This is a genomic window from Ruegeria sp. O11 (genome assembly GCF_056535285.1).
The window spans coordinates 176,917-189,580 of sequence record NZ_JBQERS010000004.1 but is presented as its reverse complement, the minus strand read 5'-3'; the positions used below and the strand labels follow the sequence as shown (position 1 = coordinate 189,580).

Sequence of the window (12,664 nt, the reverse complement as noted above, 5' to 3'; positions counted from 1 at the left end):
ACAAAGACCTGTTGTTCATTCCTGCACGTCAGGCACGAGCGCCAGAACAAAGGCAACCACTTTCTCAGCGGGCATCTCACAGGGGCGCAGCAGCGCACCGCTCTTGCGGGTGAGATAAAGGTTTAAGCTGATATAGTCCGGTCCGCCCAGTTGATAGGCCACGAGCTTGTGTGATTTCCCACCTGCCATGATCTGATGCGAAACCAAATATCTGCGCGGGCCAGCGGCCCCCGTGAATGTGCCGATGGGCAGATCATCGATCGCCTTCAGGAAAGCGCTGGACGCCGTCACGATTTTCCGATTTTTGGCTCGGTTCCTGCCTTGATACGCGCGAGGTTGGCGCTGTGCCGCCAGTAGACCAGTAAGGTCAAAGCAATCCCGAGGAAAAACGTACTGCCATCTGTCAAAACCATAATCCAAGTTGTGGACAGAGCGGCGGCGGCCAGCGCCCCAACAGATGAAATACGCCAGATCAGCACTGCAACCAGCCATGTCAAACAACAGGCGACACCCACGCGCCAGTCAAGCGCGAGCCAAAGGCCCAGAAAGGTTGCTACGCCTTTGCCGCCTTTGAAGCCCAGCCAGACCGGGAAGCAATGACCAAGAAATGCGGCAAGCGCTGCGATTTGCGCAGCGTCTTCTCCGGCCAATGCCCGTGCAAGCAGAACGGCAACGGCACCTTTGGCTGCATCAAACAGCAACGTCAGCGCCGCCGCCGCCTTGTTCCCGGTGCGCAGGACGTTGGTTGCCCCGATATTGCCCGACCCGATTTGCCGCAGGTTTCCCAGACCCATCACGCGCGCGACGATCATGCCAAACGGGATTGACCCAAGCAGGTATCCCAGCGCGGCCCACAGGATGAGCTGAGTTATTGTGCTGTCGATCAAGGGCATCAGGCTCTCCGGTACACTTCTTGTCCAGCGACATAGGTTGCGGTGACCTTACCCTGCATCCGCTGGCCGTCAAACGGTGTGTTCTGCGATTTCGATTTCAGCGTAAAGCGGTCCAGAACAAAGGGAACATCCGGGTCGAACAGTACCAGATCAGCGGGCGCGCCTTGGGACAGGCGACCACTCTCCAAGCTCAGCCGTTTGGCCGGGTTCAGGGCCATGGCGCGGAACAGGGTCGGCAAGTCCAGCTGTTCGGAATGGTATAGGCGCAGCGCCGCAGGCAGCAGCGTTTCCAGCGCCACCGCGCCCGAGGCCGCCTCTTCAAACGGCAGGCGCTTGCTTTCCTCATCCTGCGGGGTGTGCATGGAGCTGATCGTGTCTATCAGACCGGTTCGCACTGCATCGATCACGGCTTGCCGGTCATCTTCGGATCGCAGTGGGGGCTTGATTTTGAAGAAGGTGCGATAATCGGACACGTCCAATTCGTTCAGTGTCAAATGGTGGATCGAAGTGCCTGCCGTGATGTCCAGCCCGTTGCGCTTGGCGCGTTTCAGTGCGGGCAGGGCGCGGGCCGTGGTGATCTGATCGGCGTGATAGGCGGCTCCGGTCATTTCAAGCAAGGCGATGTCACGATCCAGTCCCATCCGCTCAGCCATAGGCGATACGGCGGGCAAGCCTCGCAGAGCGGCGAACTTGCCGCTGGTGGCTGCAGCCCCAGCGCTGAGCCCCGGCTCCTGCGGATGCGCAAGGACCAGTGCGCCGCAGGATTTAGTGTAAGTCAGAGCACGAGAAAACACCTTGGTGTTGGTCACGACATGATCGCAATCGGTAAACGCCACGGCGCCTGCGTCCTGCAGGAACCCGATCTCGGTCATCTCACGCCCTTCGCGTCCTTTGGTCAGGGCGGCCATCGGCAGGACGTTGACCGGAGCGTCCGCTTGCGCGCGGCGGGTGGCAAACTCCAGCGTTTCGGGTGTGTCGACGGCAGGTAGGGTATCAGGGCGCGTGACGATGGTTGTCACACCCCCTGCGGCTGCTGCAAGACCTGCAGATTTATAGCTTTCCTTGTGCCGTTCACCGGGCTCGCACACCTTGACGCCAATGTCGACAATGCCGGGGGCAAGGCATTGCCCACCGCAATCGACCACCTGCGTGTCAGCGTCTGGGGCCGCGCCTTCACCAAGCGCCGCGATCCTACCGTCGGCAACCTTCAGCCAGCCGATGCTATCTGTGTCCGCTTCGGGGTCGATCAGGCGGGCATTGGTGAAAATCAGATTGCTCATGCCATGGCCCTTTCGATTGCGGCTTTGGTGGCGGCGGGGTCCGCCTGGTATTTGATAAGGTGTTTGTCGCCGCCTTTGGTGACGATCTGGACAAAGCTGCCAATCGTGTTGACCGCCTGAATCTGGTTCAGCGCCACCTTGCGCGAACCGGGCCCGGTGAGTGTGGAGTCTGTCATTTCCCACGTGGCGACCAGTTCTTCCGAGGCCAAATACCACGCGCGGATCCCGATGGCAGCCAACCCGGCAGGCGCGCCGGTCCAGACGTAGGGATTGCCGATCAACCATAGCACGACCATCGCGGCCACCATTGCAAAGGCGGCGAGCCATGCATTGGTGCGGACATAAGCGCCTTTGTCCGAGGAGAATGTCACAGGATCAGCCACAAGGCACCTCCGATGGCGATCAGAATCAGCAAGGCAATGACCGCTGATCCGATGCGGTTTGGTTTGGTATCCGCTGGCGGGCTTTGCGGGGCCGAGTATGGCTTTGCGCTTTCCGTCGCGATCACGTCGCCGGTCCAGTTCGTGGCCTCTTCTGTGAACAGGCCAATCAGATGCAGGCGTGGATCGGGTGAAAGGGTTACTGATCGATCGCCGAAAGCCGCGCTGCGCAGGACCATCACCCAGCCTTCGATGGCCTCCAATTTCGTGCGGTCTAACTGGTCTACCGAGACACCGCAACCTTCGCTGAGATAGCCATAAAGCCCAAGGTCTTCGAGGTCGGATACTGGAAAAATGTCGATCTGTTCGGGGTCCAGCCCTTCGACTCCAAGTACCTGATCAACAGCCCCCGGTTCGTGCAGGAATTTCGCCTCTTCCGGGCGCATATCCAGCGAGAACAGGCGGATCACGCCGCGCTCATGGGGGGCGATGATCAGATCGTTCATGCGGCTTCTCGCACGTTGCGCGCCAGCAGGTCCATGGCGGCCATGCGGACGGCAACGCCCATCTCGACCTGTTCCTGAATGACGGACCGGTTGATGTCATCGGCCAGAGTGCCGTCGATCTCGACCCCTCGGTTCATGGGGCCGGGGTGCATGACGATGGCGTCGGACTTTGCCAGCGCGAGTTTCGCGGCATCCAGCCCATAGCGGTGGTAGTATTCGCGCTCTGAGGGGATGAAACCGCCGTCCATGCGTTCTTTCTGAAGGCGCAGCATCATGACTACGTCGACGTCTTTCAGGCCTTCGTTCATGTCGTCATAGATTTCGGCCCCGAATTCGGCGAAATGAGACGGTACCAGCGTCGGCGGGCCGATCAGGCGGATACGGTTTTCCATCTTGCCCAGCAGGATCAGGTTCGAGCGCGCGACGCGCGAATGCGCCACGTCTCCGCAGATCGCGATGTTCAGCCGGTGCAGCCGGCCCTTGGCCCGGCGGATGGTCAGCGCGTCCAGAAGGGCTTGTGTCGGGTGCTCATGCCGCCCGTCGCCCGCGTTCAGCACGGCGCAGTTTACCTTCTGCGCCAGCAGGTCCACCGCGCCGGAATGAGGATGCCGTACTACAAGCAGATCGGGATGCATCGCGTTCAACGTCATCGCCGTATCGATCAGTGTCTCGCCCTTTTTGATCGAACTGGCCTGCATCGCCATGTTCATCACATCGGCCCCCAACCGCTTGCCCGCCAGTTCAAAACTGGCCTGCGTGCGGGTTGAGTTTTCAAAGAACATGTTGATCTGTGTCAGGCCCGACAGCACGTCCGAGTGCTTAGTCGATTGCCGGTTCAGATCGACATAGGTTTCGGCCAGATCAAGGATAGCAGTGATATCGGATTGCGACAGATGCTCGATGCCAAGAAGGTGACGATGGGCGAAACGCATGGGCGGGCTCCTGTCTGACAATCGGACCGCTTATAGGAAGCCATGCAGGCCAAGGCAACCTAAGGTTCCGACCCTTCGGGCAGTTTCTCGCATCCACCTTCGGGCAGGCATTGTTCGCCGGGTTTGCACCACTTGCCATAGCCGCAATCGATAGCCTTGATCGGCACGCAGCCCTGATGAGCCGAGCATTTAAAGCCGGGCCGGCATTGCGAACCGGTTTCCTCACACAGAAACCAGCCGGGGCGTGAGCATCCGCCGCCCGGCAAGCAGGAAGAGCCCGCTCCGCAGGACCGGCCATCCGCGCAGGTTGTGGATGGAGCTGGGACCAAATCTGGTCTGCTGCGCTCGCATTCCCCGCGCCCGTTGCAGAAGCTGCCACCTGGGCAATCCAGACGCGAGGTGCACTTGTTCGCCCCCGCCGGGGCGCAACGGGTTCCTCCTGCCGCGCAACGCTCGAACGGGCCGCAGGTGCGTCCGCCTCCACAATAGGTGTGCCCCGGCGGGATGCAGCGGCCATCAAAGCTGCAGCGCTGGCCTGCGGGGCAGCAACCGCGCCCGCATTGCAAATGTCCGGGGCGGCATTGAGTATTCCGGTCAAACAGCTGCGCACTCGCCAAACCGCCAGAGGTTGCCAGCAATAGAGCAATCAGAAGGAATCGTAGAAATGACAGCATGACCCCGCCATGGTCAGTGCGACCCTGTGCCTTGGCAAGGTCTATTCGCTTTCCCTCGGTCAAAAGCTGGTTAGATTGAGGGTTATGGAATCGGGCTTGGACCATCATACCGCGCGGGCGCTGCTGGAATGGCAGATCGAGCTGGGCGCAACCGAGGCGATCGGCGATGCGCCGGTGGATCGCTATGCGTTGCCGGACAAAGCGTCCAAGGCGAAGAAACCCTCTGCGGCTGAACCTGCGAAAAAGCCTGAACCCGTCGATGCCGCAGCTGTTGCGAAACAGGCGGCAAAGACCGCCGGATCGCTCGTCGATTTGCGTGCGGCGATGGAAGCGTTTGATCTTTGCGACCTCAAACGCGGCGCGCGGCAGTTAGTGTTTGCCGACGGCACCCCCGGCGCACGGGTAATGATCATCGGCGAAGCGCCAGGCCGTGATGAGGATCGCGAAGGCAAGCCCTTTGTCGGGCGCGCTGGGCAATTGCTGGACCGGATGCTGGCCGCGATTGGTCTGGATCGACGCGAGAATGTCTACATTACCAACGTGCTGCCGTGGCGCCCTCCGCAAAACCGCGATCCCAAGCCAGAAGAAATAGGCATGATGAAGCCGTTTCTGGAACAGCATGTGACCTTGGCCAAACCCGAGGTGCTGGTGGTGATGGGCAATATCAGCTGTCAGGCCGTGCTGGGCAAACGCGGTATCACGCGGCTGCGAGGGAAATGGGATCAGGCGCTGAACCTGCCGGTCATCCCGATGTTTCACCCGGCCTACCTGCTGCGTCAACCGCAGATGAAGCGACAGGCCTGGGCCGATCTGCTGGACCTGCAAGCGCGGCTGAGGGGCGGGGCATGAGGGTGCTGGCGTTCTCTGACCTGCACATGGCGCGCAACCGCGCCTCCGACTTGGTGGCCGCCAGTGCCGAGGCTGATCTGGTCATTGGGGCCGGAGACTTTTGCAATGCGCGACGGGGATTGAATGAAGCGATGCAGATGCTTTCGGGCATTGCGGCTCCGCTGGTTCTGGTGCCGGGCAATGCGGAAAGCGCCGAGGAACTGACAGAAGCCGCGCCTGATGGTGTGCATGTTCTGCACGGGACAGGCATGACACTTGATGGTCTGCGCCTGTTTGGGCTGGGCTATGGCGTGCCGGTCACGCCTTTTGGCGATTGGTCCTGCGACCTGACCGAGCCTGAGGCCGCAGAACTGCTGGATCGGTGCGAGGCCACAGATATCCTGATCGTGCATTCTCCACCCAAAGGGCATGGCGATACTACCTCGCAAGGCCAATCGGTTGGCTCAGTCGCTGTTCGAGACGCAGTCGAACGGCTTCAGCCCAAATTCGCCTTTTGCGGGCATATCCATGACAGCTGGGGTTACCGAGGCACCATCGGCCGTACACAGATAGCCAATCTGGGGCCCAAAGTGCATTGGTTCGAGGTGAGTTCATGATCGACACGGTAACGCTGCTGGCTTTTATCCCGGCGGCGCTGGCGCTGAATTTCACACCCGGCGCGGATATGATGTTCTGTTTTGGTCAAGGCTTGCGCGCAGGTCCGCGCCCTGCGATTGCCGCAAGTGCCGGGGTCTCTGCAGGCGGTATGATGCACGTTCTGATTGCCGGTCTCGGCCTTGGCGCGGCGGTCGCTACCCTGCCGTGGCTGTTCGATGTGATCCGCTGGGTCGGGGTGGGTTATCTGCTTTATCTCGCATGGGGTGCGATCAGGAATGGTGCAGTCGCCGCCGACGCACCGAACAGACCCACCCGTTACGCGTTTCGGGACGGGATGCTAGTCAACCTGACCAATCCCAAAGTCATTCTGTTCGTGCTCGCTTTCATCCCGCAATTTATCGATCCAGGGAAGGGTTCGGTATTGGCGCAGTTCCTGATCTATGGCGCAATTCTTGGTGTCGGCGGGTTTGTAGTGAATGGGCTGGTCGGCATTTTTGCTGGCGGCGCAGGTCGGATTCTAATCGGCAATCCGCGTGCCTCGCGTATTCTAGGTTGGGTGTCAGGGGGGATCTTCACCGCTTTGGCCCTCCGGCTTGCTATTATGGAAAGGGCCTGACACCGCATGTCACGCATTGACGAAAGCAAGAAGTTCATTCCCGTCCGGATCGCTGTCCTGACTGTTTCTGACACGCGGTCTCTGGACGAGGATCGCTCGGGCCAGACGTTGATGGATCGGATCGAAAAAGCGGGCCACTCAGTGGCGGATCGCAGGATTATACAAGATGAGCGCGCTGAGATAGCAAAACAATTGCGTGCTTGGATCTCTGATCCTGAGATCGACGTTGTGATCTCGACCGGCGGCACAGGTCTGACGGGTCGCGATGTTACAGTCGAGGCACATCGGGATGTTTATGAAAAAGAGATCGAGGCGTTTGGCACGGTGTTCACCATCGTGTCTATGGAAAAGATAGGTACTTCTGCCGTGCAGTCCCGCGCCACAGGCGGTGTGGCGGGCGGAACCTATCTGTTTGCGCTGCCGGGCAGCCCGGGCGCGTGTAAAGACGCGTGGGATGCGATTTTGGAGAAACAGTTCGATTATCGCCACCGCCCCTGCAATTTCGTGGAAATAATGCCCAGATTGGACGAACATCTGCGACGGAAGTAGACTGGTCCTGCGTTTAACGCATCATAACCGCTTTGTGGCTTGGCATTTTTTGCGACCCGGCTACCTTTGCGGAAGACAGCATGTGCGACCAAAGGTGAGTGACCGATGCGATTTCTGCGGCAAAGCCTTGTAGGTGTGTTCCTGGCGTTTCTGACGCTGGGCCTGTTGATCGTGGCTGTACAGATGATCTCGGGTGCGGTGCAGGATGTGCTGACGCGGGACAATCAGACCCCCGAGGCGCGGGAACGCATTTTCGCCGTCAGTGTCCGCGCCGCCGAACCAGAAACCGTTACGCCCTATCTGGAGGCATTTGGTCAGATCCAAAGTCGCCGTCGGCTAGAGCTGCGCGCAGCCTTGGGCGGGCGCGTTGTGTCGCTGGCGGATGACTTTGAAGACGGTGGCACCGTGACGGCTGGTGAGTTGCTGGTTGAGTTGGATCCAGCTGATATGCAGTCAGCCTTGGACCGCGCCAAATCCGATCTTCTGGATGCCCAATTTGAAGAACGAGACGCAGAACGCTCGCTGCTGCTGGCGCAGGATGAATTGAAATCAGCCGAAGCGCAGGCCGAGCTACGCGACCGGGCTCTTCAGCGTCAACAAGACCTACAGACACGAGGCGTTGGCGCGGCTGCCAGTGTTGAAGAGGCGGAACTGGCTGCAACATCTGCTCATCAGGCAGTTCTGGCGCGCAGGATTGCGTTGGCGCAGGCTGAGTCTCGGGTTGATCAGGCCACCACACTGTTTGCCCGCGCCCGCATCGCGCTGGAAGGGGCCGAGCGTGATTTGGAAGACATGACGATCCACGCCGGCTTTGACGGCACGTTGACCGAAGTCACACTGGTCGAAGGCCGGTTGGTCGCTGCCAATGAAAAGCTGGCTGAACTTGTGGACCCCAACGCGCTTGAGGTCGCGTTCCGGGTCTCGACCGCGCAATATGTGCGATTGTTGGACGCGCAAGGCGGCTTGATTTCCGCACCAGTCACCGTGTCGCTAGAGGTCACTGGGACCGATCTGATCGCGAAGGGCCAAATCAGTCGCGACAGCGGAGCTGCGGGTGAAGGGCAGACCGGGCGTCTGATCTATGCCCGCCTCGATGATGCGCCAGGTTTCAAACCAGGGGATTTCGTCACCGTTTCGGTTGAGGAACAACCGCTGGAGAATGTTGTGCGCCTGCCTTCCTCTGTTCTGGATGCAGCGGGCAACGTGCTGGTGCTTGGTCCGGACGATCGGTTGGAGCCTTTGGCAGTACAACTGGTCCGTCGTCAAGGAGATGAAGTATTGCTGCGCGGTGAAGGTCTGGAGGGTCGAGAAGTAGTGATCGGACGGACGCCTCTGTTGGGTTCGGGCGTTCGCGTCCGGCCTCTGCGGGTTGAAGCCAGCACCGAAGTTGATCCCGGCATGGTCGAACTCTCCGACGAAAAGCGGGCTCAACTTGTCGCGCAGGTAGAGGCCAGCGATGGGATGTCACAAGCGGATAAGGACCAGGTATTGGGTCAACTGAGCGAGGCAAAAGTACCTGCCGCTCTAGTACGCCGTCTTGATGACAATCGGGCCGGGGGTTAGGAGCCATGATCCGCGAAATTCCCAGCGCGGCAGGCGGTATCCTGAGTTATTTCACCAGGCATCGGACAGCGGCCAATCTGTTGCTGCTGGTCATGTTGGTGTTGGGCATCGCGGCGATCCCCAACATGCGGGCGCAGTTCTTTCCTGATGTGATCCTTGAACGCGTCGATGTGAATGTGGAATGGGAGGGCGCCGGCCCCGAGGATGTCGACAATGGCATCATCCAACTGCTCGAACCGGCGCTATTGGCCGTCGAAGGTGTAGCAAGTACCGAATCAACCTCGCGCGAAGGATCGGCACAGGTCCGGCTGGAATTTGAACCAAACTGGGATATGTCCCGCGCAGTCGAAGAGGTTAGGACGGCAGTCGACAGTGTCACCAACCTGCCCGAAGACGCCGAAGAGCCGACAATTCGGCGCGGGGCCTGGCGTGATCGTGTCACGGATGTGGTCATCACTGGCCCCATCGAGGCCGAGCAATTGGCTAAGTTCACCGATGAACTGATCAGCCGCCTCTTTGCCGCCGGGGTCACGCGCACTACGATCCGCGGCTTGGCCGCACCGCGCGTGGTGGTCGAGGTGCCCACAGTACAGCTGATCGCCAATGACATTTCACTCTCGGATATCGCGGCGGCCATCGCTGCCGAAGTCACGGCTAACCCTGCAGGCGATGTCTCGGGCGCCAACGCGCGCATCCGAACGGGGGTAGAAAAACGCACCCCGGAAGAAATTGAGGGCATCGCCCTACGCAATTTCGCAGACGGCTCAAAGCTTGTTGTAGGGGATGTGGCTGAAATCAGGGTCGAGGGCGTTACGCGCAATCGCAGCTATTTCGTGGGTGAAAATCCTGCAATGTCGATCCGCGTAGATCGTTCCAATCTTGGCGACGCCATTGGCATCCAGCGCGATGTTGAGGATGTGGTGGCCCAGATGCAGGCGAGCCTGCCCGAAGGCATCACGATTGAGCTGATCCGCACACGGGCGCAAGCCATCACCGACCGTCTGGATATTCTGGTGGACAACGGTCTGTTGGGCCTGGGACTGGTGGTGTGCCTGCTCTTCCTGTTCCTCAACGCGAGGATCGCTTTTTGGGTGGCCGCCGGCATTCCGGTTGCGATGTCAGCGGCTATTGCTCTGATGTATCTGGGTGGGCTGTCACTGAACATGGTGTCTCTGTTTGGTCTCATCATCACGCTGGGCATCGTGGTCGATGACGCCATTGTGGTGGGCGAACATGCCGATTTTCGTGCTCGCCGGCTGGGCGAAGCGCCGATGGTCGCTGCCGAACGCGCAGCCCGGCGCATGGCGATGCCGGTGTTTGCCGCAACCGTCACAACCGTCATCGCATTCTTTGGACTAACCGCGATCGGTGGCCGGTTCGGAGAGTTGATCCGCGACATTCCGTTCACCGTTATTGCGGTCCTGATTGCCTCATTGATCGAGTGTTTTTTGATCCTGCCGAACCACATGGCGCATGCCATCGCACATTCGGCAAAGGAACACTGGTATGACTGGCCAAACCGGGTCGTGAATAGAGGTTTCCGCTGGGTGCGGGATCATTTGTTCCGCCCACTGGTTGCGTGGGTGATCTGGGCGCGCTACGTGGTGGTTGCGTTGATGGTTGTCGTTCTGGCCAGCCAGATCGCTCTGTTCATACGGGGGGATGTGAACTGGCGTTTCTTCAATGCGCCAGAACGCGGCTCGGTCACCGGCAATTTCATCATGGTTGAAGGTGCCACACGCGCCGAGACGCTTGAAATGATGCACATGGTCCAGCGGGCCACCGAAGAACTGGGCCAGATCTACGAAGAGCGTCATGGCCGCAATCCCATCGATTATGTTCTGGCAGAAGTAGGTGGATCGGCCGGATGGGGGTTGCGTGCGGCGGATGGGAAGGACAGCGATCTGCTGGGCGGTATCTCGATTGAGTTGATTGATGCCGACCTGCGCCCCTATTCCAGTTTTGAGTTTGTGGGTGAGCTTCAGGACTTTGTCCCCCGCCATCCGAAGGTCGAATTGCTCAGTTTCCGCGGCTGGCGCTCGGGCCCCGGTGGCGATGCAATTGACGTGCAATTCTACGGCGCCGATGTGAACACGTTGAAATCCGCGTCCGAAGATTTGCAGGCCGCGCTGTCGAAATATACTGAAGTTTCGGCGCTTGAGGATAATCTGGCGTATGACAAGGAAGAGTTCATTCTGGATCTGACGGCACAGGGCCAGGCGCTGGGTTTCCGCATCGAAACACTTGGCCGCGTATTGCGAAACCGACTGAACGGGATCGAGGCCGCTACTTTCCCGGATGGACCGCGCAGCACCGAGATTCGGATCGAACTGCCCGAGGGCGAACTGACAGCTGATTTTTTGGAACGCACGCTGATGCGGACGCCCGATGGTGTCTACGTTCCGCTGGCCGATATTGTCTCGGTCGAGCGAAAGTCGGGGTTCTCGACGGTCCGGCGCGAAAATGGCCTGCGCGTGATCTCGGTGAACGGCGACATTTCCGAGGATGATCCGGCGCAAGCCGCCGAGATTGCTCGTGCGATGCAGGAGGAAATCCTGCCCAACATTGCCTCCGAACGTCAGGTTGAATGGCGCATGGCAGGTCTGAGCGAACAGGAGGATGAGTTCCTCTCGGAGGCGCGCACCGGGCTAATCCTTTGTCTGACCGGGATTTATCTGGTTCTGGCATGGGTCTTTGCCAGCTGGACGCGGCCTTTGGTGGTCATGGCGATCATACCCTTTGGTCTCGTGGGCGCGATTTGGGGGCATTACCTTTGGGATGTGCCGCTGAGTATGTTCACCGTTGTTGGCTTGTTGGGCATGACCGGGATCATCATCAACGACTCGATTGTGTTGGTGACTACGATCGATGGGTATCAACAGGAACGTGGGCTGGTACCGTCGATCGTTGAAGGCACCGCAGACCGGCTGCGACCGGTGATGCTGACCACCTTGACCACTGTGCTGGGCTTGACGCCTTTGATGTACGAAAGCTCGCAGCAGGCGCAGTTTTTGAAGCCAACCGTGATCACGCTGGTCTACGGGCTGGGCTTCGGGATGGTGCTGATCCTGTTGCTGGTTCCCGCGCTGCTGGCGATCTTGAACGATGTCTCGCGTCCGATGACTGCGATGCGGCGCGCCCTACGAGCGCCGGATCGAGTGGTGCGCATAGCCGTTCGCGCAACAGGCGCAGCGCTGGCGGTTTGGTTAGGGGTATCAATGATCTGGCCTGCCGTTACGGGTGAACCGATGGTGCTGCTTTCAGACTTCTACCCAACCCCGGATGGGCCAATTGTGTTGCAATTGGGCTTTGGCGTCTTTGCCGCCGGAGCGACGGTGATCCTGTTGTTGGGAGTGCTGCTGTCGAGCTTGTTATACGCACGATTGTCAGGTCGCGCCGAGGCTTGATCGCAAGATCGCAAGCTGCAGCAGGTCGGGTACGCGGCTACTCATGGGAAGGTCACGGGCTTTGATCTGATCGACGGGGAACCACTGCGCGTCCCGCGCGTCATCTGCAGCAACCGGCGTACCCGAAGTGTATCGACACGCGACACCAACCAACAGATAATGCGCCCGGATCAGCCCTTCGCCGTCGCGCAGAAGCAAATCCAGATTATCGATATACTCCATCGGTTCGGCAATCACGCTCGTCTCTTCCCGCAGCTCACGGGCGGCGGCGGCCAAAACGGTTTCACCCCATTCCACATGGCCACCGGGAAAACCCCACAACCCTGCGTCGGGTTGCTTGTTGCGCTGAACCAACAGCACCTGATTTTCATGAACAACTACGGCCAACGCGCCAATCTTAGGAGTTTGACTCATCCGG

The 12,664-nt window shown here is 59.7% G+C and carries 13 protein-coding genes; 6 read left to right on the top strand and 7 right to left on the bottom strand.

Annotated elements, in window-relative coordinates:
* Positions 1 to 15: 15 nt before the first annotated feature.
* From ACRZ91_RS10985 to ACRZ91_RS10960, 6 genes are read right to left on the bottom strand one after another with little or no spacing between them, the layout of a single operon-like run.
* Positions 16 to 291: a hypothetical protein gene (locus ACRZ91_RS10985; protein ID WP_170544754.1), complete on the bottom strand. Its 276-nt coding sequence runs from the start codon at positions 289 to 291 to the stop codon at positions 16 to 18.
* Complete coding sequence (gene plsY, locus ACRZ91_RS10980) at positions 288 to 893, bottom strand: glycerol-3-phosphate 1-O-acyltransferase PlsY (RefSeq protein WP_480652707.1); 606 nt, start codon at positions 891 to 893, stop codon at positions 288 to 290. The genes ACRZ91_RS10985 and plsY overlap by 4 nt, the downstream gene beginning before the upstream one ends.
* Positions 893 to 2,173: a dihydroorotase gene (pyrC, locus tag ACRZ91_RS10975; RefSeq protein WP_480905217.1), complete on the bottom strand. Its 1,281-nt coding sequence runs from the start codon at positions 2,171 to 2,173 to the stop codon at positions 893 to 895. Before pyrC ends, plsY begins: the two co-directional genes overlap by 1 nt.
* Complete coding sequence (locus ACRZ91_RS10970; protein ID WP_480905214.1) at positions 2,170 to 2,556, bottom strand: hypothetical protein; 387 nt, start codon at positions 2,554 to 2,556, stop codon at positions 2,170 to 2,172. Before ACRZ91_RS10970 ends, pyrC begins: the two co-directional genes overlap by 4 nt.
* The gene (locus ACRZ91_RS10965) at positions 2,541 to 3,059 is read right to left on the bottom strand and encodes a hypothetical protein (RefSeq protein ID WP_480905211.1); all 519 of its coding nucleotides are present in this window, start codon (positions 3,057 to 3,059) and stop codon (positions 2,541 to 2,543) included. The genes ACRZ91_RS10970 and ACRZ91_RS10965 overlap by 16 nt, the downstream gene beginning before the upstream one ends.
* Positions 3,056 to 3,991 carry an aspartate carbamoyltransferase catalytic subunit gene (locus tag ACRZ91_RS10960; protein ID WP_480905208.1) on the bottom strand — a complete coding sequence of 312 codons (936 nt, stop codon included), beginning with the start codon at positions 3,989 to 3,991 and terminating at the stop codon, positions 3,056 to 3,058. The genes ACRZ91_RS10965 and ACRZ91_RS10960 overlap by 4 nt, the downstream gene beginning before the upstream one ends.
* 758 nt (positions 3,992 to 4,749) lie before the next feature.
* On the opposite strand from ACRZ91_RS10960, the gene ACRZ91_RS10955 reads away from it, so the two are divergent.
* The 6 genes from ACRZ91_RS10955 to ACRZ91_RS10930 all read left to right on the top strand — a co-directional run bounded on the left by ACRZ91_RS10955 (position 4,750) and on the right by ACRZ91_RS10930 (position 12,246).
* Positions 4,750 to 5,514, top strand: a complete 765-nt coding sequence (locus ACRZ91_RS10955; RefSeq protein WP_480652719.1) for a uracil-DNA glycosylase — start codon at positions 4,750 to 4,752, stop codon at positions 5,512 to 5,514.
* Complete coding sequence (locus ACRZ91_RS10950) at positions 5,511 to 6,110, top strand: metallophosphoesterase family protein (protein ID WP_480905205.1); 600 nt, start codon at positions 5,511 to 5,513, stop codon at positions 6,108 to 6,110. Before ACRZ91_RS10955 ends, ACRZ91_RS10950 begins: the two co-directional genes overlap by 4 nt.
* Positions 6,107 to 6,727 (top strand): LysE family translocator, encoded by a 621-nt coding sequence (locus tag ACRZ91_RS10945; protein WP_480905202.1) that lies wholly within the window; start codon positions 6,107 to 6,109, stop codon positions 6,725 to 6,727. Before ACRZ91_RS10950 ends, ACRZ91_RS10945 begins: the two co-directional genes overlap by 4 nt.
* Before the next feature lie 6 nt (positions 6,728 to 6,733).
* Complete coding sequence (moaB, locus tag ACRZ91_RS10940) at positions 6,734 to 7,276, top strand: molybdenum cofactor biosynthesis protein B (protein WP_480905199.1); 543 nt, start codon at positions 6,734 to 6,736, stop codon at positions 7,274 to 7,276.
* 105 nt (positions 7,277 to 7,381) lie between these two features.
* The gene (locus ACRZ91_RS10935) at positions 7,382 to 8,839 is read left to right on the top strand and encodes an efflux RND transporter periplasmic adaptor subunit (RefSeq protein ID WP_480905197.1); all 1,458 of its coding nucleotides are present in this window, start codon (positions 7,382 to 7,384) and stop codon (positions 8,837 to 8,839) included.
* 5 nt (positions 8,840 to 8,844) lie between these two features.
* A complete protein-coding gene (locus tag ACRZ91_RS10930; RefSeq protein WP_480905194.1) occupies positions 8,845 to 12,246 on the top strand; it encodes an efflux RND transporter permease subunit in 3,402 nt (1,133 codons plus the stop codon).
* Here ACRZ91_RS10930 and ACRZ91_RS10925 read toward each other — a convergent pair.
* Entirely contained in the window at positions 12,226 to 12,660 is a 435-nt protein-coding gene (locus ACRZ91_RS10925; RefSeq protein ID WP_480905191.1) for an NUDIX hydrolase, read from the bottom strand. The two genes, ACRZ91_RS10930 and ACRZ91_RS10925, sit on opposite strands and share 21 nt — an antisense overlap.
* Positions 12,661 to 12,664 lie beyond the last annotated feature (4 nt).

Excerpts from the sequence above, each read along its gene's own strand:
- ACRZ91_RS10965 (WP_480905211.1), bottom strand. The coding sequence starts at position 3,059 with ATGAACGATCTGATCATCGCCCCCCATGAGCGCGGCGTGATCCGCCTG.
- moaB (WP_480905199.1), top strand. The coding sequence starts at position 6,734 with ATGTCACGCATTGACGAAAGCAAGAAGTTCATTCCCGTCCGGATCGCT.
- ACRZ91_RS10945 (WP_480905202.1), top strand. The coding sequence starts at position 6,107 with ATGATCGACACGGTAACGCTGCTGGCTTTTATCCCGGCGGCGCTGGCG.
- ACRZ91_RS10955 (WP_480652719.1), top strand. The coding sequence starts at position 4,750 with ATGGAATCGGGCTTGGACCATCATACCGCGCGGGCGCTGCTGGAATGG.
- plsY (WP_480652707.1), bottom strand. The coding sequence starts at position 893 with ATGCCCTTGATCGACAGCACAATAACTCAGCTCATCCTGTGGGCCGCG.
- ACRZ91_RS10935 (WP_480905197.1), top strand. The coding sequence starts at position 7,382 with ATGCGATTTCTGCGGCAAAGCCTTGTAGGTGTGTTCCTGGCGTTTCTG.
- ACRZ91_RS10960 (WP_480905208.1), bottom strand. The coding sequence starts at position 3,991 with ATGCGTTTCGCCCATCGTCACCTTCTTGGCATCGAGCATCTGTCGCAA.
- ACRZ91_RS10950 (WP_480905205.1), top strand. The coding sequence starts at position 5,511 with ATGAGGGTGCTGGCGTTCTCTGACCTGCACATGGCGCGCAACCGCGCC.
- ACRZ91_RS10930 (WP_480905194.1), top strand. The coding sequence starts at position 8,845 with ATGATCCGCGAAATTCCCAGCGCGGCAGGCGGTATCCTGAGTTATTTC.
- pyrC (WP_480905217.1), bottom strand. The coding sequence starts at position 2,173 with ATGAGCAATCTGATTTTCACCAATGCCCGCCTGATCGACCCCGAAGCG.
- ACRZ91_RS10925 (WP_480905191.1), bottom strand. The coding sequence starts at position 12,660 with ATGAGTCAAACTCCTAAGATTGGCGCGTTGGCCGTAGTTGTTCATGAA.